Annotated in this window: 14 protein-coding genes and 1 pseudogene; 7 read left to right on the top strand and 8 right to left on the bottom strand. The window is 60.0% G+C overall.

Translation table 11 applies throughout. The features are described from left to right. The first annotated feature begins 11 nt into the window (after nt 1–11). From xdhC to ABEA12_RS17525, 3 genes are all read left to right on the top strand, one after another. On the top strand, nt 12–824 hold the full coding sequence (gene xdhC / locus ABEA12_RS17535; protein ID WP_210101437.1) for a xanthine dehydrogenase accessory protein XdhC: 813 nt from the start codon (nt 12–14) through the stop codon (nt 822–824). Nucleotides 825–1,162: 338 nt separating this feature from the next. Continuing rightward, nucleotides 1,163–2,521, top strand: coding sequence for an 8-oxoguanine deaminase (locus ABEA12_RS17530; RefSeq protein ID WP_210101438.1), 1,359 nt, complete (start codon nt 1,163–1,165; stop codon nt 2,519–2,521). 385 nt (nt 2,522–2,906) lie between these two features. Next, complete coding sequence (locus ABEA12_RS17525) at nt 2,907–4,529, top strand: nucleobase:cation symporter-2 family protein (RefSeq protein WP_210101439.1); 1,623 nt, start codon at nt 2,907–2,909, stop codon at nt 4,527–4,529. A gap of 48 nt (nt 4,530–4,577) precedes the next feature. Here the strand turns inward: ABEA12_RS17525 and ABEA12_RS17520 are convergent, their stop codons facing one another. Then, nucleotides 4,578–4,706: a hypothetical protein gene (locus tag ABEA12_RS17520; RefSeq protein ID WP_345469104.1), complete on the bottom strand. Its 129-nt coding sequence runs from the start codon at nt 4,704–4,706 to the stop codon at nt 4,578–4,580. A 60-nt stretch (nt 4,707–4,766) separates the two neighbouring features. On the opposite strand from ABEA12_RS17520, the gene ABEA12_RS17515 reads away from it, so the two are divergent. After that, nucleotides 4,767–7,241, top strand: coding sequence for an excinuclease ABC subunit UvrA (locus ABEA12_RS17515; protein ID WP_210101440.1), 2,475 nt, complete (start codon nt 4,767–4,769; stop codon nt 7,239–7,241). Between the two features lie 286 nt (nt 7,242–7,527). Here the strand turns inward: ABEA12_RS17515 and ABEA12_RS17510 are convergent, their stop codons facing one another. Then, on the bottom strand, nt 7,528–8,778 hold the full coding sequence (locus ABEA12_RS17510) for a serine hydrolase domain-containing protein (RefSeq protein ID WP_210101441.1): 1,251 nt from the start codon (nt 8,776–8,778) through the stop codon (nt 7,528–7,530). A 300-nt stretch (nt 8,779–9,078) separates the two neighbouring features. Here ABEA12_RS17510 and ABEA12_RS17505 point away from each other — a divergent pair, with 300 nt between their 5' ends. Continuing rightward, nucleotides 9,079–9,741 carry a cyclodeaminase/cyclohydrolase family protein gene (locus ABEA12_RS17505; protein WP_210101442.1) on the top strand — a complete coding sequence of 221 codons (663 nt, stop codon included), beginning with the start codon at nt 9,079–9,081 and terminating at the stop codon, nt 9,739–9,741. A gap of 405 nt (nt 9,742–10,146) precedes the next feature. On the opposite strand, the gene ABEA12_RS17500 is transcribed toward ABEA12_RS17505, so the two are convergent. From ABEA12_RS17500 to ABEA12_RS17490, 3 genes are read right to left on the bottom strand one after another with little or no spacing between them, the layout of a single operon-like run. Then, the gene (locus ABEA12_RS17500; protein ID WP_210101443.1) at nt 10,147–11,103 is read right to left on the bottom strand and encodes an NAD(P)-dependent oxidoreductase; all 957 of its coding nucleotides are present in this window, start codon (nt 11,101–11,103) and stop codon (nt 10,147–10,149) included. 9 nt (nt 11,104–11,112) lie between these two features. Then, nucleotides 11,113–12,570: an aldehyde dehydrogenase gene (locus tag ABEA12_RS17495; RefSeq protein WP_210101444.1), complete on the bottom strand. Its 1,458-nt coding sequence runs from the start codon at nt 12,568–12,570 to the stop codon at nt 11,113–11,115. A 33-nt stretch (nt 12,571–12,603) separates the two neighbouring features. Beyond that, nucleotides 12,604–13,917, bottom strand: a complete 1,314-nt coding sequence (locus ABEA12_RS17490) for an MFS transporter (RefSeq protein ID WP_210101445.1) — start codon at nt 13,915–13,917, stop codon at nt 12,604–12,606. 130 nt (nt 13,918–14,047) lie between these two features. On the opposite strand from ABEA12_RS17490, the gene ABEA12_RS17485 reads away from it, so the two are divergent. Next, nucleotides 14,048–14,977 (top strand): LysR family transcriptional regulator, encoded by a 930-nt coding sequence (locus ABEA12_RS17485; protein WP_210101446.1) that lies wholly within the window; start codon nt 14,048–14,050, stop codon nt 14,975–14,977. 1,312 nt (nt 14,978–16,289) lie between these two features. Beyond that, nucleotides 16,290–17,536, top strand: a pseudogene (locus tag ABEA12_RS17480) (IS110 family RNA-guided transposase). A 218-nt stretch (nt 17,537–17,754) separates the two neighbouring features. Here ABEA12_RS17480 and ABEA12_RS17475 read toward each other — a convergent pair. From ABEA12_RS17475 to ABEA12_RS17465, 3 genes are all read right to left on the bottom strand, one after another. Next, on the bottom strand, nt 17,755–19,464 hold the full coding sequence (locus tag ABEA12_RS17475; RefSeq protein WP_210101447.1) for an SH3 domain-containing protein: 1,710 nt from the start codon (nt 19,462–19,464) through the stop codon (nt 17,755–17,757). 488 nt (nt 19,465–19,952) lie between these two features. Beyond that, entirely contained in the window at nt 19,953–20,894 is a 942-nt protein-coding gene (locus ABEA12_RS17470) for a cytochrome b/b6 domain-containing protein (protein ID WP_210101448.1), read from the bottom strand. Nucleotides 20,895–20,908: 14 nt separating this feature from the next. Next, nucleotides 20,909–21,895 (bottom strand): electron transfer flavoprotein subunit alpha/FixB family protein, encoded by a 987-nt coding sequence (locus ABEA12_RS17465; protein WP_210101449.1) that lies wholly within the window; start codon nt 21,893–21,895, stop codon nt 20,909–20,911. Nucleotides 21,896–21,903 lie beyond the last annotated feature (8 nt).

The raw sequence follows: 21,903 nt of genomic DNA, 5'->3' as shown, positions 1-21,903 counted from the left end.
GATGGGACACCATGGACTGGCTTGACGGTCTCACCGGTGCCCGCGCCGCCGGGACGCCCGGTGTGCTGGCCACGATCATCGAGGTCCGCGGCCACTCCCCCCGCGACACGGATGCGAAGATGTTCATCACCACCGATGTGACGGCCGGGAGCATTGGCGGGGGCAACATGGAGGCCACCGTCATCGCGCGTGCCCGAACGATGCTGGCCAACGGCGCAGATGGCGTGGTGGAAGCCGAGTTCGGCCTCAATGAACGCGCACCCGTCGCCTATGGCACCCAGTGCTGCGGTGGCCAAGTGCGGGTCCTCCTTGAACCAATGGGCAAACGCCCCACCGTCGCGGTCTTCGGTTCCGGGCACGTCGGCAAGGAACTGGCACGTATCCTCAGCCGGCACGAGCTGGTCCTCCACCTTGCCGACTCCCGGCGCAACATCATCGATGAGGCCCTGGCCACCACGCTCCAGAGCGGACCGGCCACGGTGCACTTTCATACGTCGCCTGCCCCCGAGACGCTCATCGCGGACCTGCCGGATGACGCGCACGTCCTGATCCTCACCCACGACCACGCCGAAGATTTGATCCTCTGCGACGCAGCCCTGCGACGCGAAAAGCTTGGGAGCATCGGAGTCATCGGATCTTCGGCGAAATGGGCCAGGTTCCGGATGAAGCTCGCCGAAGAGGGACACAGCGAATCAGCCATCGAACGTATCTCATGCCCGATCGGGGTCCCCGAGCTCACCGGGAAACACCCAGCGATGATCGCCATCAGTGTCGCCACCGAGCTCATGCGCTTCTTCCAGAAAGTTGCGCCAACACCACTGTGACCGGCACGGCCCGGTCAGGGGCCTCGGTCGTCCTTTCCGATGGCCAGCAGCCATTCCAGAGATACACGTTGGTTGAATTTCCATGCAGCACGCTGCGTTGGATCACCAGATAAGGCTGAATCGCCACCTATTGACGCGTGATACGGGGCCCACCTCATCATTGACCGGGACACGTGCCGTCGCTTAGGCTCGCGACAGTTGATGGCAGGAAACGTGGATCAGCAGACACGGAAAAACTGAGCTGGCAACCTACGGGGCCAACTTATATTTAGATAACCGACGCATCGTTCGTTATTCGATATGGCAACAGCTCCCACCCGCTGGCATAAGGAGCGTCCATGAACGACCGCACACGAACCTGGATCCGGAATCCGAAGGCGGCCTTCACTGCCAACGGCCCCGATGCTTCCGGCGGCCTGGTGATCTCCGATGGGATCATTGCCGAGGTGCTGGGAGCTGGGCAGAGCCCGTCGCAACCATGCAACGAGGTCTTCGATGCCCGCGACCATGTGCTCACGCCAGGGCTGATCAACACACACCACCATTTTTACCAGACCCTCACCCGGGCTTGGTCGCCGGTGGCCAACACTCCGTTATTCCCGTGGCTCAAGAACCTCTATCCGGTATGGGCACGCCTGACCCCGCGCGATCTGGAACTCGCTACCACTGCGGCGCTGGCAGAACTGCTGCTCTCTGGATGCACCACGGCAGCGGACCACCACTACCTGTTCCCGGACGGCTTGGAGGATGCCATCGACATCCAGGTCAACGTCGTCCGCAAGCTGGGCATGCGCGCCATGCTCACGCGCGGTTCGATGTCCTTGGGTGAGGATGACGGTGGCCTGCCACCACAATCAACGGTCCAGGACCCGGACGTGATTCTCGCCGACAGTGAACGGCTGATCGATGCCTATCACGAACGTGGCGATGGCGCGGTTATCCAGATCGGGTTAGCCCCGTGCTCGCCGTTCTCCGTGACCGAACAGCTCATGCGCGATAGCGCGGTAATGGCTGAAAAGCTCGACGTGCGGCTGCACACCCACCTGGCCGAGGCACTTGACGAGGAGGAGTTCTGCCGTGAGATGTTCGGGCTGCGCACGGTTGATTACCTCGAGTCCGTGGGCTGGCTGGGTCCGCGTACGTGGCTGGGCCACGGCATCCACCTCAACGACGCCGAGATCACCCGGTTGGGCGCGGCCGGCACGGCAGTAGCCCATTGCCCCTCGTCCAACATGCGCTTGGCGTCCGGTATCGCCAGAGCAGTTGAACTCGAGGACGCCGGGTCGCCTGTAGGGATCGGCGTCGACGGATCCGCGTCCAACGATGCCTCGAACATGATCCAGGAAGTCCGCCAAGCACTCTACCTCCAGCGGTTGCGATACGGGGCCGAAACCGTCACCATTGAACGCGCCTTGGGCTGGGCCACAGCCGGCTCGGCTAGCGCGCTGGGACGAGAGGACATCGGCACCCTTGCCCCGGGCAAGCAGGCGGACCTGGCACTTTTCCGCCTCGATGGACTGCGCTTCTCCGGCAGTCACGATCCGCTCGCAGCCATGCTGCTGTGCGGGGCCGACAGAGCCGACCGGGTCATGGTCGGCGGGCAGTGGCGGGTGATCGACGGGCAGATCCCCGGCTTGGATTTGGAGGCACTCATCGCTGATCACAGCGCCGCCGCAGCCAGACTTGTCTCCGGTTAAGTGGCTACCAGTCCTTCAGTATCCCCAGCCGTCCTTTGGGGTTGCGCCGAGTCCGACCGGTTCTTCTTGACCACGCCCGGCAACGACCAGGCGAACGTGATTCCCTTCGAAAGGCTGCGCTTAGGCAAAAAATACTCTTTCGTTCAGGTCGCGCCGACCCAAGACCAGTCGATGTTTCATCGTTCTCGGTCATGGTGGAAACGGCTTCACGAGGGTGGCATCTTGATGGTTCGACACTGAAATAGGGCGTATTTTTTACGCATGACCAGGCATCTTTGAACAAGCCTCTAGCCTCGGCCCTGAGTTCGCCGTATCCTCAACTCCACAAGCCCTGGCGGGGCAGACCACCTGTGGCCAACCCTGCATCCCCTCACGGAGGTCCCAGATGAGTCCCCGCCCCACCAGCCGCAAGGCCACTGTCAGCCGCAAAGCAACGTCTTCGCCAAAGCGCAAGAACCAATCCAAGGGAACCCGCCCCGAAGACGAGCGGATGGGCATCGGCGCTACCTTCGCCTACGGCTTCCAGCACGTGCTGACCATGTACGGGGGCATCATCGCCGTTCCCTTGATTGTCGGCCAAGCAGCAGGCCTGGACGGCGCAAACATCGGTATCCTGGTTGCTGCATCGCTGTTCATGGGCGGGTTGGCGACCATCCTGCAGACCATCGGTGTCCCTTTCTTTGGCTCGCAGCTCCCCCTTGTCCAAGGGGTCTCGTTCGCGGGAGTGGCCACCATGGTGGCGATCATCGACGGCGGCGGGGGCCTGCCCTCCGTGTTCGGCGCCGTCATTGTCGCCTCACTGATCGGTTTGCTGATCAGCCCGATATTTTCCAGGGTCATCCGGTTCTTCCCGCCGGTAGTCACTGGCTCGGTGATCACTATCATCGGCTTGTCGCTGATGCCGGTGGCCGCTAACTGGGCGATGGGAGGCAACAGCAAGGCACCTGATTACGGCAGCGTGGCCAATATCGGCTTGGCCGCCCTGACCCTGTTGCTGGTGCTGGTGCTGAGCAAGGTCGGCATCGCCACCATTTCCCGGCTGTCCATCCTGCTCGCCATCGTCATTGGTACCCTCGTCGCGGTCATCATCGGCATGGCCGACTTCGGCGGTGTGGGCAATGGCCCCATCTTTTCATTCCCCAAACCCTTCGAGCTGGGAATGCCGACCTTCCAGATCGCCGCCATCGTCTCGATGGTGATCGTCATTCTCGTCACCCTGGTCGAGACGTCCTCGGACATCATCGCCGTAGCCGATATCGTCGAGACCAAGGTCGACTCCCGCCGGCTTGGCGACGGGTTGCGCGCCGACATGATTTCCAGCGCGGTGGCACCGATCTTCGGATCCTTCACCCAGAGCGCCTTCGCCCAAAACGTGGGACTGGTCGCGGTGACCGGGATCAAAAGCCGATTCGTGGTTGCAGGCGGTGGACTGATCCTCGTCGTTCTTGGACTGCTCCCGGTAATGGGCCGGGTCGTCGCCACGGTTCCGACAGCCGTACTCGGTGGTGCCGGTATCGTCTTGTTCGGCACGGTCGCAGCCAGCGGCATCCGGACCCTTGCCAAGGTCGAATACCACAACAACATGAACCTGATCATCGTGGCGACGTCCATCGGCATGGGCATCATCCCGATCGCTGCGCCGACCTTCTACGATAAATTCCCCAGCTGGTTCGCCACCATCTTCGATTCGGGCATCAGTTCCGGCGCCCTGACCGCTATCGTGCTGAACCTGGTCTTCAACCACCTCACAGCCGGCAACTCAGACCGGCAGTCTGTATTTGCCGCCGGTACCGGCAGGGAAGTCCCCCCGGAGGTCTATGAGGCACTGCAGGATGGCGACTACGTCATGGACGGCAAGATCTACGATGCCGTGGGCACCGAGGTGACGTGCGCCAGCATGATGGCAGCAGAAAACCTGGCCTCGGGTCGGCACATCGCCGCATCGTCACAGGAATCATCGGATCCTGCGTCTGCACCGGCCACGCGGAGCCCCGGCGACGAGGGCTGATTCACTATTCCCAGGGCATCGTTGAGCATTGTGAACGATGACAGCAGCTTAATCGTGGCCCTCGGGCCGAGGGCCATCGCGTTGCGGGCGATGGTTGTTGTCAAAGTCCGCCCAGGCCGGCAAGACGGCCACGCGTTCGGCTTCCCCCACCACGGTGATGACGCCGGGGGATGCCATGTGCGCCGGTTAGGCAGCAACGTGCAGCAAAACTGTTCACGTTGCGGGTAGGTTAAGCGCATGGCTGACACACGGAAAAGTGGGTTCGTGCAGGTGCGAGGCGCTGCGGAGAACAATCTCCAAAACGTCGACGTGGACATTCCGCGGGATTCCTTCGTTGCCTTCACCGGGGTCTCCGGCTCCGGCAAGTCATCACTGGCATTCGGCACGCTGTACGCCGAGGCGCAGCGACGCTACTTCGAATCGATCGCCCCCTACGCGCGCCGTTTGCTGCAACAGGTGGGCGCCCCGCACGTGGCCACCATCACCGGCCTGCCGCCGGCCGTCGCGCTGCAACAACGTCGGGGCGTCGCCAGTTCGCGCTCCAGCGTCGGCACCATCACCACCTTGTCCAACCTGCTGCGCATGCTCTTTTCGCGCGCGGGCACCTACCCCGCCGGTGCACCGCACTTGGAGGCCGAGTCCTTCTCCCCCAACACCGCCGCCGGCGCCTGCCGGCGTTGCGGCGGACTGGGCGTGATCCATGACGTCACCACGGAGCTGATGGTCCCGGATCCCACGTTGAGCATCCGCGCCGGGGCCATCGCCGCCTGGCCCGGCGCCTGGCAAGGGGCGAACCAACGCAGCATCGTCAACGGCTTGGGGATCGACATCGATGCACCGTGGCACACGCTCAAGGCCAAGGACCGCGAGTGGTTGCTGTTCACCGACGAACAGCCCAAGGTTTTCATCGAACCCCAGGCAGACCGCATCGACCACAGCTACAAGGGCAAGTTCTGGAGCGCCCGCAAGCACATCATGCACGTACTGTCCGATTCGCAGAGCCAGCAGATGCGCGAGAAGGCGCTGCGATTCACCGAGAGCATGTCGTGCCGCTGGTGCCACGGCAGCGGGTTGCGGGCCGATGCCATGGAAGTCACTGTCGCCGGCTGCACGATCGCGCAGATCAATGACCTGTCGCTGCGGGAGGTCACCGCCCTGCTGCGTCCCCTGACTGAACCGGCCAACACCACCTCGGGCTACTTGGACGGCACAGCGGAGGTGGCCGCCCGGATCTGTGCGGACCTCGTCGCCCGCATCGACGTGCTGCTTGGCGTGCGTCTTGACTACCTGAACCTGGGACGGCGTTCCACGACGTTGTCCCCGGGCGAGGCGCAGCGGCTTCGCATTGCCACGCAGCTGCGTTCCGGGCTCTTCGGCGTGGTTTACGTCTTGGACGAGCCCTCCGCCGGGCTGCATCCCGCCGACTCCGAACCACTGCTTGATGTACTGGAGCAACTCAAGGCATCCGGCAACTCGCTGTTCGTCGTTGAACATGACATGGGCGTGGTGCGCCGCGCCGACTGGATCATCGACATTGGCCCAGCCGCCGGCGAAGGCGGCGGACACGTGCTCTACAGCGGCCCGGTGGCCGGCCTGGAACAAGTCAAGGAGTCACTCACCGGGGAGTATTTGTTCGGACGGGCCAAAGCGCTGGACCGCAATCCACGCCAACCCGCCGGTTGGCTGCGGCTTTCCGGGGTCACCCGCCACAATCTGCGCGACCTTTCAGTGCAAATTCCCATGAGCGTCCTGACGGCGGTCACCGGGGTCTCCGGCTCCGGCAAGTCGACGCTCGTCAGCCAAGTCCTGTCCGAGGTGGTGCGCCACTGGCTCGAGGTGACACCGGAGCAGGACGAAGACGCACAATTCGACGTAGAGATGGTCAGCGTCGGGGTGACCAACGTCGGGGACCATGAGGTCATCAATCGCCTGGTTCGGGTGGACCAACGTCCCATCGGCCGGACGCCCCGCTCCACACTCGCCACGTACACCGGAATGTTCGACGTTATCCGCAAGCTGTTCGCCGCCACCGATGAAGCCAAGGCCCGGGAATGGTCTGCCGGACGGTTCTCTTTCAACGTCGCCGCGGGACGCTGCCCCACCTGCCAAGGAAACGGCTTCATGGAGGTGGAGTTATTGTTCCTGCCCGGCACCTATGGCCCTTGCCCCACCTGCCACGGGGCACGTTACAACCCGCAGACCCTGGAAGTGTCATGGAAGGGCAAAAACATCGCCGAGGTGCTCGGCCTGTCGGTGGACGAGGCATCCATCTTCTTCGCCGACGTCCCCGGGGCAGCCCGCAGCCTCAAGGCGCTGCGCGAGGTGGGACTTGGCTATCTGAGGCTGGGGCAGCCCGCAACGGAACTCAGCGGCGGGGAGGCGCAGCGCATCAAGATCGCCACCGAATTGCAACGGGCACGCCGTGGCCACTCGCTCTACCTCCTCGACGAGCCCACCTCCGGCCTGCACCCGGCCGACGTTGCCCTGTTGATGCGCCAACTCCATGCCTTGGTCGATGCCGGCAACACCGTCGTGGTGGTGGAGCACGACCTGGACGCGATTGCCACCGCGGACTGGGTCATCGATCTGGGTCCCGGGGGCGGCGACACCGGAGGAAAGGTGATCTCGACAGGTACCCCAAGGCAGGTGGCCGCGAATGGCACGAGCATCACAGGCCCTTATCTGGCCCGTCGGCTCGAGTTTCAAGAATGAGCGTGCACTCCAAGCCGTGGCGATCTTGCTGCAGACCGGTGCACGGTGTTGATCTGCGGCCCGATGCCCCGCTTGTCGAGGTCACGGACGCTGCCCATCATGTAGCGCAGATCCAGGCCGAACCGATCAGGCATCCATACCAGTAAGGTATTCCTCTACTCGAATACCATTCAGGCAGGCTGCGAGGTACGTCATCGCCACGGAGACCGGCTTGAATCACCACACTGACAAAGATTTGCGAACCCGTGCGAAAAACAGTCCTTGGTCACACCCATGGATCTGTGCGCTACTTACCTACATCCGCGATACGTCCGACAGGCGCCGCCGGGTCGGGTGCGCTCCGGGTCTCCACCAACAGTGCAGCGGAGATGGCGTCAAAGGCACGTAGGGTCGGGAAGAGCTTGGCAGGATCCTGCGGCAGCGGCCAGCTGGACAGCTTCACGGCAACCACGTTCGCAGGCCTATTGATATAGACCATCTGCCCGTGGATCCCCATGGCTAGCACCACGTCATTGCCCGCATACGGGAACCACATCTGATTGCGGTACATCCCCCCGGGCATGAGGTAATCCCCAGGGGTACCGGCAAAGGCATCGCGGGAATCCGCGGCCCCGGAAAGTGTCTGTTCGATCCATTCACTGGAGAGCACGCGTTCCCCGTTCAACGAGAGACCGTCGTTCAGGAAGAGCGCACCGAACCGGGCCATGTCGCGCAGGGTGGCGTTGATCCCACCATCGAAGGTTCCGGTGCCGTATTGGTCGGTGCCGATTAAGGCGTCGGCTTCGGTGCCGAGTTTGCTCCACAAGTATTGAGACATCAGCTCAGGCATGGCGGTGCCGGACGCGGCCTCGCAGACCCAGCCGAGCATGTCCGTCTCGCACGAGCGGTACTCAAAGACCCCGCCGTGGGCTGTCTTGCGCGGCAGCGTGGAGAGATACGGGTAAAGACCGGTGGGGCCTGGCGCCTTGGTCGGAGCCCAACCCAAGGCTTGCTCAAGCATCCTGATCCCACTGAGCGGGTCAAGGTAGTTCTCCGAGAAATCGATGCCCGAACGCATGTCCAGCAGGTGGCGCACCAAAGCCCCGGCGTAGCCGCTCTGGGCAAGTTCCGGAAGATAGTCGGTCACCTCCGCTTTGGGATCCAGCACCCCGGAGTCGCACAAGGCACCGGCCACCGCCCCGATCAGCGATTTGCTGACAGACATCAACAGGTGCTGTGTACCCTGCGTCATCTCACCGAAGTACTGTTCGGTGAGCACTTGGCCGTGGTGCAACAACATCCAACCGTCGGTATCGGTGGTTGCCATCACCGCGCCGACGGTCACGGGCACTTCGCCGGGCACGAGCGGAACCAATATGACAGAATCCAGGTCGCGGTGCGCGGGCGGCAGTTCGCTAACCGCCCCGTAGCCACGCGGAATAACCGCGGTGGGAAGGAAGTCCGCCATGTGCTGGAATGACCAGTGCATGTTTTCGGGGAGTTTCCAGTTGGTCACGTCGATCCCGACGGGTGGGCTGACCAAGTTCTTATCATTCATGGGAGTTCCCTTTCAAAGATGCACCGGTGACCTATCTGGACCATACCACCGGGTTTTCTAAGCAAACCGCTTCCTTCGACCTTCAACCCAATGCTTTCTCCGATATGAGTCTCGTCGATCATGATGCAGTCGGAACTCCCGGTCTCGCACGCGGTCCCGTCGAGCTGAACGACGCCCTTCAACGGACATTCTTTTGGGGGCCCAAGAAGCACAATGGAGATCGGTACCCGAGCGGGTGAATCAATCATCGATGGAAGCCACCGCGTACGACTCCACGATTTCTGGGGCACACTTAGTCGCATGGACGAAAACACTGCCATCACTGCGCAAAACTCGACGGTTGAAGAATGGACGCTTGCCTTGGCGCAGTCCACCGGCACGCCGGGAGGTGGTGCCGGCACGGGTATCATGCTCGCCATCGCCGCATCGTTGACATCGATGGTTGCCGGCTACACCGACGCCGCAGACAGCCAGCGGGCGGAAGTCACCGCCATTCGAGAACGAGCCCAATCACTGCGGCAGGAGGCGCTGCGATTGGCGGATGAAGATTCTTCGGCTTCCAAGGCCTTCGGGGCTGCGTTTCGACTGGGCAAGGGCCCGGAGCGGGATGCAGCCATATCCGAGGCATCCGTTGATGCCGCTCAGGCATCCGCCGTGCTCGGCAAGAAAGCCATCGATGCCGTAGATGATCTGGCGTGGCTCGCGGCCAACGGTAAACGGGCACTCGTTGCCGATGTCGTGGTCGCGCTCGGCGCCTTGAGGGCAGCCGTCGCGGGTGCACGCACCAACGTCAGTTTCGATCTGGGTTCACTCACTTCCAGTGGCAGCACGTTGGAGCAGGTTCGCGAACAGCATCCAGTCCTATGGTCGAGCGTTGGCGAGCTCAACGCCGCGCTCGAGCGGATCGACGGGCTCACGGCCGGGATCGATCATGATGCCGCACCAACCGACGACATGTCGTAATTCCCGGTCACCAGTCGTCAATTCATCGTTTCTACGGCACGGAACACAACTTCAAGCCCAGCATGGCGGCAACGCGACCGGGAACATTCGTTGCCGCCGGCCATGCACGCTTTTCGTTGCACATGAGCGGGCCTCCCGGCCTTCAACGGCGAACCGATAAGCCACGGCCGAACACCCGACCACAGCGAGTCCCGCGTGGTTCTCGCGCCCAAAACGAAACCGCCCCCGACCGCCGTCATCAACGGCAGACAGAAACGGATCGATGGGTTCAGGTTGAGACGGGCGAGTTATTCGCGTCGCCAGGCACAACGTCCATCCCAGCTGGATCTGGGCTTGGGACGCTTTACTTCGAAACCCCAGGTTCACGGAATGAGAATTCATGCTGGCAAACTATTTCCTCCAACCTCAGCGAGTGGCCTCAGCTAATGGTGGTTGTACGTCGACAGCAGCTATCAGCGGTACCTCGGTGTCGATCGCAGCGTATACCGGCTTGTTCCAGTCGTCCCATATTTTCGATACGGCAGCATAATCATCCCGGCCGTAGCCGGAAGCTGCCGCAATATCGTAAGCCGTGTGGGCACCTTGAATGGCGAACAGGGGTACACCCAGTGTCTGGGCGAGTTCCAGAGCCAGGACAGAGTCCTTGCGAGCGGCATCGAGAGGCATTCCTCCACCGAAGTCACCAACGGCGACACGCTGTGCGTACCGGTACGTCAGCGGGCGATGCAGGCCCATACGCTCATCTGAGAGTAGCTCCACTAGCTTGGTGCAGCTGATGCCAGCGGCCGTCGCCATGGACCCGGCCTCCGAGACGACCACCATTACTGCATGTGCAACTGCGTTGTTGATGACTTTTGCCGATGCCCCGGATCCAGTGGGACCGAAATGGATCTGTGCCTCGGCCACGGCATCCAATATTGGCTTATTGGCCGCAATCACTGCTGCATCGCCGCCGATAAGTAGTGTTGCACTTCCGTTGGCCATTTGCTCAACTCCTGCAAGGAGCGAAGCATCGATGATGTTGATTCCGTGCGGAGCCAAAATCTTCTCGCACCGACGAACATCTTCTGGGTTCACGGTGCTGGTTTCGATAACGGTGCTGCCGGGCTTCAGAACCTGAGTAAGTTCAGTCACCACAGCTCTAGAAACGGAGGGATTAGGCAGTGAGAGCACGACAGTGGAGCAGCCGGAAACGTCCGCAGGCGACGAGATTACTTTCGCCCCGAATTCCGCTTGGGCTTCAACCAACCTGTCGGTGTTCAGGTCAAAGACTTTGACGTCGAATCTTGCAGCTATTCTCCGTGCCACGATATAGCCCATGTTTCCAAGGCCGTAGATGGCAACATTATTGGTTTCACTCACAATGATTTCCTAAAAAGACTTGTCGGGTTCGTTCGTCAAATTGATCATGATGTTTTTGGTCGTGAGGTAGTCGTCTATTGCTTCGACTCCGCGTTCGCGGCCGTACCCTGATTGCTTCACGCCACCAAACGGTGCTTGGGCTTGGCTAACTCTGTAAGTGTTTACCCATACGGTACCGGCCTCAATGCGGTCGGCGACTCGGTGCGCGCGGCCAAGATTCTGCGTCCACACTCCTGATGCCAAACCAAAGTCGCTGTCGTTGGCCATGGCGATTGCTTCTTCCTCCGTTTCGAAGGGAATGACCGAGAGAACAGGTCCGAATACTTCGTGGCGTGCTATGTCAGAGTCGTTTGACACGTCACGGAAAACCACTGGCTCAACGAATAGACCGTTTCCAAGCGCGGACAAGTCTCGCCCTCCCTTCGTTGCCATCACAGCGTCCCGCGAAGCGTCCTTTACCATCGAGGTGATCCGCTCGTGTTGAGGTCTATTCGCCACCGGGCCCATCTGAACGCCGACTTCCGCGGGGTTACCAAGGCGAATTCCGTCCGCTAGTTCGGCTAGCTCGGCCACCACACGCTCGTAGACGCCACGTTGGACCAATAGTCGGCTGCCCGCGATACAAGATTGACCGCCGGCGCCAAAGATACCGGCGGCAGCGCCCTTGACAGCAGCATCTATGTCAGCATCATCAAAAATGATGTTGGGGCTTTTTCCGCCCAGTTCCAAGGTGACCGGAATAAGTGTGGACGCGGCCGCGCGCTGGATGGCTTGTCCGACTTGCACACTGCCAGTGAAACTAATCCGACCTACTCGTCGATCTGTGGTCAGCGCCTCACCAACATGCGGTCCACCGGTGACCACGTTGAACACACCTTCGGGAAAACCAGCTTGGCGTACGTACTCGGCAAACTTCAGGGTCGAGGTCGACGCATGCTCGCTGGGCTTCACCACAACGGTATTACCCGCTGCCAAAGCAGGTGCCAATTTGTTCGAAAGCAGCTGCATCGGCGAGTTCCACGCGGTGATCAGTACGGCGACACCCACGGGCACGCGCCGGGTGTAATCGAAGAAACCCGGGCGGTCTAGAGGAATAACCGAGCCGAATATTTTATCTGCTTGCCCAGCGTAGAAACGATACATCCGGGCAGAGAAACGCGCTTGATTCGTGGTCTCTGCAACAAGCTTGCCGTTGTCGGCAGATTCAAGTTCGCCAAGCTCGGTGGCATTTGCATCAAGTATGTCCGCGAGCTTGTTCATCAGACGTGAGCGCTCGTATCCGTTGGTCAAGCTCCAGACGGTGTCGAAAGCCTTCTTTGCTTCGCCAATAGCCTCCGTGACATCTTCTGCGGAAGCATTCGGTATCGTTGCGAAGTCCTCACCGGTGTAGGGATTCGTTGCGACGAGAGTTTCCCCGCTTGAGCTCGCGGTTTGTCTGGACCCTATGGTCATTTTGAAGTGCTTCATATGAAGAAAATCCTTTCGAGTTCGAATATGGCGCTAAACGCCCTTGCGCAACTTCAGCGACAAGGTCAAGGCGATCCCAATGATGGAGCAAGCTGCCAAGCCCATGAGGCCGCCTTCAATGGATCCAGTGCGTTCCTTGATGATGCCAAATGCCGTTGGTGCGACGAACCCTCCCAGGTTTCCCAATGAATTGACCAAGGCAATGCCAGCCGCCAAGATTTTTGGGTCCAAGGATACAGAGGTCATCGACCAAAAAACCGAGTTACATGTCTTGTAACCCACTGCGGCCAGCGTCAAAGCAAACAGCGCGAACCACGGGTTGGGCGTAACGGCCAAGAACATGCCCACTCCCATGAGAAGCATGGAGCCGACTACCAATGGTTTTCTACCTCCACGGTTGTCCGTCAGCTTCGCAAGGAGGTACATAGCGATGACTGCGGCAATCCATGGAATTGACGTAAGAAGCCCGATTTGAATTGAGCTAATACCCTCAATCTTTGCCAGTATCCCCGGCAGCCAGAAAGTCACGGTATATCCAGTCATCACAGAAACGAAGTAGATGCCACACAGTTTTAGGATCTGGGGCTGGAACAGTAGCTTCCAAGTGGAAACGCCGTCATTGTCTGCTCTACGAATCGACTCGTCTGCCTCCACTGCTGCCTGTAGGTCAGCCTTTTCTGCAAAGGTCAGCCATTTGGCATCGGCAATATGTGAGACAAGTAAACCAAGCGCGACTAACCCAACAAGAATAGACACCACCCCCTCGATGATGAACATCCACCTCCAGCCGGCAACATCAAACAAACCGTGCATCTCCAGTAGGGCACCGCTGATTGGACCGGTGACGATATATGCCAGTGCAGACGCACTAAGAAAGACGGCAACGGCCCGGCCTCGATATGCGTCAGGAAGCCACTTCGAGAAATAGAAAATGACACCGGGGAAGAATCCTGCCTCCATTACTCCTAGGAGAAATCGCAACAGGTAGAAAATCATTTCGTTGTGGGTAAAAGCCATGAGCACCGTGACGATCCCCCACGAAACCATAATTCTGGCCAGCCAAATGCGGGCACCAAACTTCTGCAGCAAGACATTGCTGGGTACTTCAAAAATGGCGTACCCGATAAAGAACAGACCTGCGCCAAACCCAAAGGCGGACGCGCCAATACCCAAGTCCTTGCTAAAGGCATCTTGCACGAAACCTATATTGGTCCGATCAACTTGGTTGATCAGCAACATGAGCACCACTAAGGGGAGCATTCGGGAATAGAATTTTTTGACCGCCGACTTAACGTTGGCATTGCTTTCCAACGCCCCGAAGTGGCCGGGTGTAGTGATCTGACTCATGGGGATCCTTAGCTGATCGTGTACTTGAGGGCCGACAAAGCGTGTGTTTACTCACCTCTCCCTAAATGCTAGTTCCGGCTTCCCATGCTCGTCCAACACATTATTTGTTAAAAACGATACTGTTAGAGGTATGAGTTACACGATCGATCAGTTGCGTTCGTTTGTCGTTGTTGCAGAGGAACTTCATTTCGGACGCGCGGCAGAACGGCTGAATATATCCCAGCCGCCCCTGAGTAGGCAGATCCAGTTGCTTGAGCATCATCTCCATGTGCAACTTTTTGACCGTACCCGACGGGCGATTAGCCTCACTTCGGCAGGAGAGGGGTACCTCTCCGATGTTCGCAGATGCCTTGAACTTTTGGACGCCTCGGAGACTAACGTACGGAGAGCCAAAGATGGACTTCATGGCTCTATCCACGTTGGGTTCACCCTCATTGTGGGAAATATCTTCGTTCCGCAGCTTTTGAAGCTTGCAGCGGAAGAGCTCCCACACGTAAAGCTCGTACTTCATGAAATGACAACGGCGCAACAACCATCGGCACTTTTCCAGGGAACCATTGACATCGGCATGTGCCGACCAGTTCCAAACTCTTCTGAACTTCAAAGTAGGCCGCTGCCGTCAGACAGGCTTCTTGCTGCGGTGTCCAAGAATTCTAAACTTTACGAAACCTATCGTTCTTCCGGTGACGACCAGTATCCGATCCTGCCGATCTCAGCCCTGGACGGAGAGGAATTTGTCATGTACGCCACGAACGGACCTGCCTACTTCTATGAACTTCTCCGCTCCATCTTCACGCTCTGGCAGATAACGCCGCGATCAGTGCAGGAAATCGTCGAGGTCTACACCATGCTGCAATTGGTCGATTCTGGTATTGGAATGGCTCTCGTTCCTTCCTCGACCTACCGCTGGGTCGGATCAAACACTCAACTCTTCCGTGTTCCCGAGCTGGAACAACACACAATTAATTCGACGCTAATATGGAAAACCGAAAGCAGAAACCCCGCATTGAGAAGAGTCTTGCATCTGACAGAAAAGTTGGAGTACGCGAGCTCGATCTGAAGTATCCGGCGTCATCCCTATCCGACTTGCCGTTGGAATCTCTAAAACTTATTTTTTAGCCCCCACCGAAAACGTCCGTCTTTGCCCACCGGAAGACACGGACTCTCCCCATGTCAGCCTTTGGATCTCGCTTGAACTGCTTGCCGCGGTGCTCCCGGGACGGTTGCAAGTGGCCGGAGAAGTTCTCGAGTGACTGTATATCCGTCCTGTGAGATGCGACGAGTCTTGCGGGAGGCATTGCCGTTCAAGGCCACAGTGGGCAATGTTCTGTCTGACGCCGATAGAGGCAGCAGAAGGTAGCCAGCGCACACTTAGCTCCGGTCTCGGTCTCGCCAAACCCCGCGAAGCGTTGCTTGTCCCTACCAGCCCTTGGAGCTTGCTGGGCTTACCAGGTTTCAGTGTTCCGGTCTCCACGCAAGGCGCGGGTTTGAAGGGTTCAGCGTAGTTACTGGAAAATAGCCTCAGAATCGGGTTCTGCTCGCGGACAACCAGAATCCATATTCCCGCTGATGTGTCAGTCCCTTGGCGGCAGAGAAGTGAACCTCCTGCTGCCGTGCGATCGTGCTTGAAGCCTCGCACTTCATCTCTGCTTTAACGGTGGACCGAGTACCCTCCTAGGTTCAAGCACCGCCCGGATTCCCAAGAAGGCCTTGGCGCTTGCTCACTTCTGCCCCACGAATTTCCTGCCACTAACCATCGGCGCGGGACCGTCCCTGCGCACCGCAGCGCACCACTGAACAGCCAGAGTCAGGCGGCGAATAGCAGTCCGCCGCGCCATCGCAACTGCCTACTACAACGAGGCGTAAACCAGACGACGCCGGCGCTGTCGTTCGAGGCGTATGAGCGAGCGGACACCCGCATCTTGGGGAACGCGCGCGTCCGGCGACGACGATTAGCCACAGCCTTAGATAACGAAGAGTAGAGACCACACCCTCGTATTTTCAAGTTCCGCATCATCTCGCTGATGCGGCGTCGCATTGCAGCTCCCCTTGTCTACGGGCAGGCAATAGAGACAGATATGGCAAATAGCGTTCCAGCGCCGCTGCGCGCCGTGGAGGTCGAAAATTACGCTTAGGTCACCGTGGATGCTGGTATCTGACGTGCAGCGGCGCGATGATAGTAGTGACTACCGCGTTTGACGCCGGTCCGTCCTTGGTGCCGTTGTTTGGCTCGTCTCATAACGTGGTGCGGAGGGTTCCACAGGAACCGTGGATTGTTGCTGTGAGCACGAGTATTAGAGTCCTGATTTGATTCAGCCCTCCACGCGGTAGACACCATCACCCTCAGGAACAAACTACATAGGAGGTGCCCCGTGGACCTGGTTCATGAACGTGCCGCGGGTCTTGATATTTCCAAAAGCGACGTGAAGGTCGCCATTCGTGCCCTGGGCAAGCGTGCCGGCACTTTTCCCGCTCCCGTGGTCAACACGTGGGGTTCGACCACCAACCAGATCCTGGCACTGCGCGACATGCTGGTTGCGGCTAAGGTCACCACCGTGGTGATGGAGGCGACCAGTGACTATTGGAAGCCGTTTTACTACCTGTTTGAGGACGTGTTGCCGGTGATGCTGGTCAATGCGAAGGCCGCACGCAATATTCCCGGCCGGAAGACCGACGTTTCCGACGCCTCTTGGTTGGCCCAGTTGGGGGGCCCACGGTTTATTGCGTCCCTGTTTTGTTCCGCCCCCGCCGATCCGGATCCTGCGGGATCTGACTCGGGCACGCACCATCGCCACCGAGGGCCGAACCCGGGAAGTGCAGCGTTTGGAGAAGTTCCTGGAGTCCACCGGCATCAAACCGTCCGACTATATTTCCGATCTGATGGGTGTCTCTTCCCGGGCCATGCTCACCGCGCTCATCAACGGGGAACGCGACCCGCAGGTGTTGGCGAACCTCGCCAAGGGGGCGTATGCGTCCGCGGATTCCCGAGCTCGTCGAGGCTCTTACCGGGCGGTTCGAGGAACATCATGCGTTCATTTGCAATATGCATCTGGAGCGAATCGACTCGATCACCGGGTGGGTGAATCAGCTCACCGCGCGGATCGATACGGCGATGGAACCCTTTCTGGTCGCCCGGGAATTCCTGGCCACCATTCCCGGAGTCTCCACCCTCGTTGCTGATGTCATTGTCGCCGAAACCTGTGCGGATATGAGTACCTTCGAGACCCCGGGCCGACTCGCCTCTTGGGCTGGGCTCAGCCCCGGTTCAAACGAATCGGCCGGACGGGTCAAATCCAGCAGGACCCGCCCCGGGAACCGTTATCTCAAAGGGGCGTTGGGCATCGCTGCCCTGTCCATTTCCCGACACCCCCAGGGAACGTATCTCGGGGTGCGTTACAAACGAATCATCGTGCGTCGCGGCAAGATGAAGGCAATTGTTGCCACCGAGCATTCCATCCTCACGGCCGTCTGGCACATGCTCGCCCAGGGCGAGTGCTACCACGACCCCGGTTCCGACTTCTTCACCCAAAAAGACCCCGCCCGCACCAGGAACAATGCGGTCCGCCGCCTCCACGAGCTGGGCTATGACGTCACCCTGAGTACTCGGGAGGCAGCCTGACTCGCCTTATTTTCGTATTAGCTGGTGCGGTCGGGTAGCCCGGCAGTGGCCGGCCGATGATGCTACCGTCCATCGCCCACGTCGTTGTCGACTTACAGCCCCATGTCTAAGTGGTCACGAATCCTGGACGTGCGCGATGCCGATGCCGAGAAAACTTCCTACGACGGACTCTTTTCTTCTCTGCTAGCTCGCGAGGATACCCCCGATCTACTTTGGGCCTACTTCAGGTAGGCACCCGAGACCCATCCAGTTTTCTTGCCGACTTTCACCTGGACCCACTTTCCTGACTTCTTGCCCGCGAGCTGGACCGTGGTCTTGGTCTTGAGGACCATGACAACTTTGTGCTTGGCCCCGGCCCCTGCCCGCATGTTCAGGCCGCTGGTTGTCTTGCGCGTGACGGCTTTCGTGGCTTTCGGCTTCGGCTTGGGTTTGGCCGAGGTGCCACTGGCCTTTTGCTTGGACAGATACTGGACGGAGGCCCAGCCGGTCTTGGACCCCGACTTAACCTGGATCCATTTCCCCGCGTCCGCCTTCTTGCCGGTTGCGGTGACTGTGCTCCCCTTTTTCATGGTCACCAGCACCTTGCCGGTCTTGGCACTGGCGCGAAGATGCAGGTTGGCTTTGACCGTGTACTTGACCACGGCGGCCTTGGCCTTCGGCTTCGGCTTCGCGGTAGGCGCCGGCTTCATCGGAGGAACCGGTTTCGGCTTGGTCGGAGGAACCGGCTTCGGTTTGTTCGTGGGCGCCGGTTTAGGAGCAACCGGAGGCTTCTGGACGGCCTGCGGCTTGACATTGTTCTGCGGCTTTGGCGCGGCAACCTTGGACAGGTAGGACTTGGATACCCAACCGGCGTTGCCGCCGGCTTTCACCTGCAACCAGTCTTCACTCAGCGCGGTCAGTCCTGTTGCTGTCACTGCCGTGCCCTTGGCCAGCGTCCGGAGCACGGCGCCGTCACGAGCTGACGAGCGCATGTTCAGCGACGCCGTCGTCATGTACTTTGCGTTTTTATACGCATTCACGTTCTTGATCGTTACCGGGGGCGGCGCCGAAACGACGTTCGGGGTGACCACCGATTGCTTGATCCATCCGGTCGAGCCATCGGCACTCACCTTCAGGTGCTTATTGGTTCCGGCTGCCAACGGCGCAACCACCTTGGTGCCCTTGCCCAATTGCTTGAGCACCGGCCCGGTTTCGGCGGCCCGGGTACGCAAGGCGGTACCTTCGGCCAACCAGTAGGTGCAGCTTGGGGGACGCACATCGGGATACACGGTGGTGGCATTGGCATACAGGTCGACTCCGCGAGCCTTCACAAACGGCACCGGGTCCACCGCCGTTCCCTGGTACCAGCCCCCGCGCCACAGCTCAAAGTGCAGGTGCGGCGCCGTGGAAGGACCACTGTTGCCAACCTTGGCGATCTGTTGTCCGGGCTTCACCATGGAGCCCAGCTTCACATGGGTGGTGGCGCTCCACATGTGGTAATACGCGCCGGTGTACGTCACACCGTCGACGTTGTGCTGGATAAGGATGTAACCGGATGCAGCGTTGGTGCCCTGTCGGGTTTTGATGACCTTGCCGGCGGCCGCGGCAAAGATGGGCGCACCGTTGTCCGTGCCCAGATCCTGGCCCAGGTGCTCGGTTGATCCACCGCGAACGGGAATGCAGCGCGGTCCCTTGGACGAGGTGGCCCGGTAGGTATTTGCTTCCAGCGGAAGCACCCAATGATCGGCCAGAGGCAGCACGCTCGAGGCAGCATAGGCGACAGCGGAAGACTTCTCGGCCACGGCGTAGGTTGCTGCGTCCGGTTGTTCGGGGGCGATGGATGCGGCGGCAGGCGCCTGCAGGGGTGCAGCGGTGGCAGCCGAGACGCCCAGAGGCGAAAGCAGAACGGCAACCGCCAGCGTCATATGGAGGAACTTGATTTTGGGCACGGTGATCATTTCAGACGTAGGGATGATTCACCCCCTGTTGGATACCGTGTTGTCGATATGCGTCAGCACCGCCCCAAAGCGTCCCCGACTAGGTGTGAAGTAATAGGCTACCTCAATGGTTATGCGATTTCGTTCATCGGATGAGTCCGACTGTGTCATGTGGAGAAAGCGGTACATACCTCGCGCGCACCTGCTGGCGTCCTCCAGCTGCCCGATCGGAATCCCAGGCCCTCCAGAGAAACAGTCCCTGGCAGACGAGGATGAAATGGGAGCAGGCAAATGCCTAACCCCGTGAAGCAATCGGCAGGACCATGATCATCTCCTTGCAAACCAGCAGGCGGCTGATTCGATGAAGACACGCAAACAACTTGCTGCCGGCTTGGCATGCCTAGTCGCGGCGGGAGCCTTCACTCCAAAAGGGGCCGGCCCAGGGGCAACTGGCATTTATCGGATGCCTCCCCGGACTCGGCCCCAGCTAAAACTAGGCCCTATTTGGACACCTTGCCCATCAGGCTTGCAATCGGTCGCAGGAAAATCGGTTTGGCCAGGAACCATATGATCACCGTGACCGCTACGGCCAGTGCGAAGACCCCGAAACCAAGCCACCCTGCATCATCACGCGCCGCGAACATGTGGTTCATGTTCCGTAGCACCCCAGTGCTGAGCACCATGGCCACGTGCATGATCACGAAAGCCACGAAGAAGATCATCACCGGGAAGTGGAGCTTCCGGGCGAGCTCCATGGGATAGGCCTTGTCCAGCTTCGCGTTGCCCTTGGGCCAGATCGGACTCATCCTCACACCGGTAATGATCGCCAACGGTGCAGCGATGAATACGATTGCGAAGTACGACAGGACTTGCAGCGCGTTGTAATTGATCCAGCCGTTCTCGGTTGGCCAGTTGAGTGAGGCATATTGCACCGCCGTGCTCAGGGCATTGGGAAAGATGTCCCAGCTTGTGGGCACGATACGCATCCACCCTCCGGTGACGAAGAGCAACGCCATGAAGATCAGGCCATTGGCCATCCACAGCACATCCAGACTCAGGTGGAACCAGAGTTCCATACTGATTTTGGTTGGCTTGGACTTGGTCTTGATCAGTCCGGAGTTCTTTCTGGTCCAGTAGGCCTGCGGGCGCGCAGTAGTCCGGACTTGCCAGCCTGAGCGGATGATCAGGACGATAAAGAACGCGTTCAGGAAATGCTGCCAACCAAGCCATGCGGGCAATCCCACCGGAGCCCCTTCGGGCAGTTCGCTGTGACCGGGATATGCCACCAGGAACTGCTGCACCGGTTCCATGCCCCTGGCCCATTTGGCCAAAAACACCATCACTGCCATGGCCACCACGATCACAGCGATCCAGATGGCCAGACGGGTCCACTTCGCGGGGGTGGACGTGGTTTCCTGTTTTAATCTGGTCGGCACCGACATCTCATTTACCTTTCTTATACGCCTGCGGTGACGCTGTTGCGTTCCGCGATGGCTTCCTTGAGCGCCGGCAGGATGGCGAACAAGTCACCGACGATGCCGAAGTCCGCGACGTCGAAGATCGGGGCATCGGCATCCTTGTTGATCGCCACGATGCGCTTGGCGGTCTGCATCCCGGCCAGGTGCTGGATGGCGCCCGAAATGCCCAGGGCGATATAGAGATCGGGCGAGACGCTGACACCGGTCTGTCCCACTTGGTGGTTCTGCGCAATATAACCCGAATCCACCGCGGCACGGGAGGCGCCCAGACCCGCACCCAGGGCGTCGGCCAATTCCTCGACCAGCACGAAGTTGTCTTTCGAAGCCACACCACGGCCGCCGGAGACAACAATCTTGGCGCCGCGCAGTTCCGGCCGCGCGGAGTTGGTGACCCGCGGACTGCTTGATTCAACAACGGCCGAGGCTGCAGTGGAAACCTCCAGGTCCACTACGTGGGTCACCGCATCAAGCACCGGATTCAGCGGCTCAGCGCCGGTGGATCCAACGGTGACCAAGGGGACCCCTGCCCCGATGGAGGACTCGGTGACGTAGTCTCCGCCGAAAACCGAATGAGACGCTACGAGCTGACCCGCACGCTGTTCAAGTTCCAGCGCCTCGAGGATCACGGGGCTGTTGGTGCGCATGGCCAGCCGGCCAATGACTTCTCGGCAGACCGCGCTGTTTGAGGCGAGCACGGCTCCCGGTGTGTAGTGCGCCATGGCCGCGGCAAGTGCTGCCACCGCACAGGCTGCCACGTGCGTGGCGGCTTCAGTGGTTTCGGCGATGAAGATCTCGGCGGCGCCAAGGGCCGAAAGCCGGGAGAGCAGTACCTCGCTGTTGCCCGGATTTGATGCAACCACTGCCACGGGAGTACCCAGGGGTGCCGCGGTCGCCAGAAGGTGGGCACTCGTTGAGCGCGGCACGCCGTTCTCGGTCAGTTCGATGTTTACCAGGATGTTGGTCATGTCAGGCC

The sequence above is a fragment of the Paeniglutamicibacter antarcticus genome (assembly GCF_039544305.1).
In the GTDB taxonomy this organism is placed as follows: Bacteria; Actinomycetota; Actinomycetes; order Actinomycetales; family Micrococcaceae; genus Paeniglutamicibacter; species Paeniglutamicibacter antarcticus_C.
This window is presented reverse-complemented; position numbering and strand designations above follow the sequence as displayed.

Coding starts and splice junctions, on each gene's coding strand:
- xdhC (WP_210101437.1), top strand. CDS start 12: ATGGACTGGCTTGACGGTCTCACCGGTGCCCGCGCCGCCGGGACGCCC.
- ABEA12_RS17530 (WP_210101438.1), top strand. CDS start 1,163: ATGAACGACCGCACACGAACCTGGATCCGGAATCCGAAGGCGGCCTTC.
- ABEA12_RS17525 (WP_210101439.1), top strand. CDS start 2,907: ATGAGTCCCCGCCCCACCAGCCGCAAGGCCACTGTCAGCCGCAAAGCA.
- ABEA12_RS17520 (WP_345469104.1), bottom strand. CDS start 4,706: ATGGCATCCCCCGGCGTCATCACCGTGGTGGGGGAAGCCGAACGCGTG.
- ABEA12_RS17515 (WP_210101440.1), top strand. CDS start 4,767: ATGGCTGACACACGGAAAAGTGGGTTCGTGCAGGTGCGAGGCGCTGCG.
- ABEA12_RS17510 (WP_210101441.1), bottom strand. CDS start 8,778: ATGAATGATAAGAACTTGGTCAGCCCACCCGTCGGGATCGACGTGACC.
- ABEA12_RS17505 (WP_210101442.1), top strand. CDS start 9,079: ATGGACGAAAACACTGCCATCACTGCGCAAAACTCGACGGTTGAAGAA.
- ABEA12_RS17495 (WP_210101444.1), bottom strand. CDS start 12,570: ATGAAGCACTTCAAAATGACCATAGGGTCCAGACAAACCGCGAGCTCA.
- ABEA12_RS17490 (WP_210101445.1), bottom strand. CDS start 13,917: ATGAGTCAGATCACTACACCCGGCCACTTCGGGGCGTTGGAAAGCAAT.
- ABEA12_RS17485 (WP_210101446.1), top strand. CDS start 14,048: ATGAGTTACACGATCGATCAGTTGCGTTCGTTTGTCGTTGTTGCAGAG.
- ABEA12_RS17470 (WP_210101448.1), bottom strand. CDS start 20,894: ATGTCGGTGCCGACCAGATTAAAACAGGAAACCACGTCCACCCCCGCG.
- ABEA12_RS17465 (WP_210101449.1), bottom strand. CDS start 21,895: ATGACCAACATCCTGGTAAACATCGAACTGACCGAGAACGGCGTGCCG.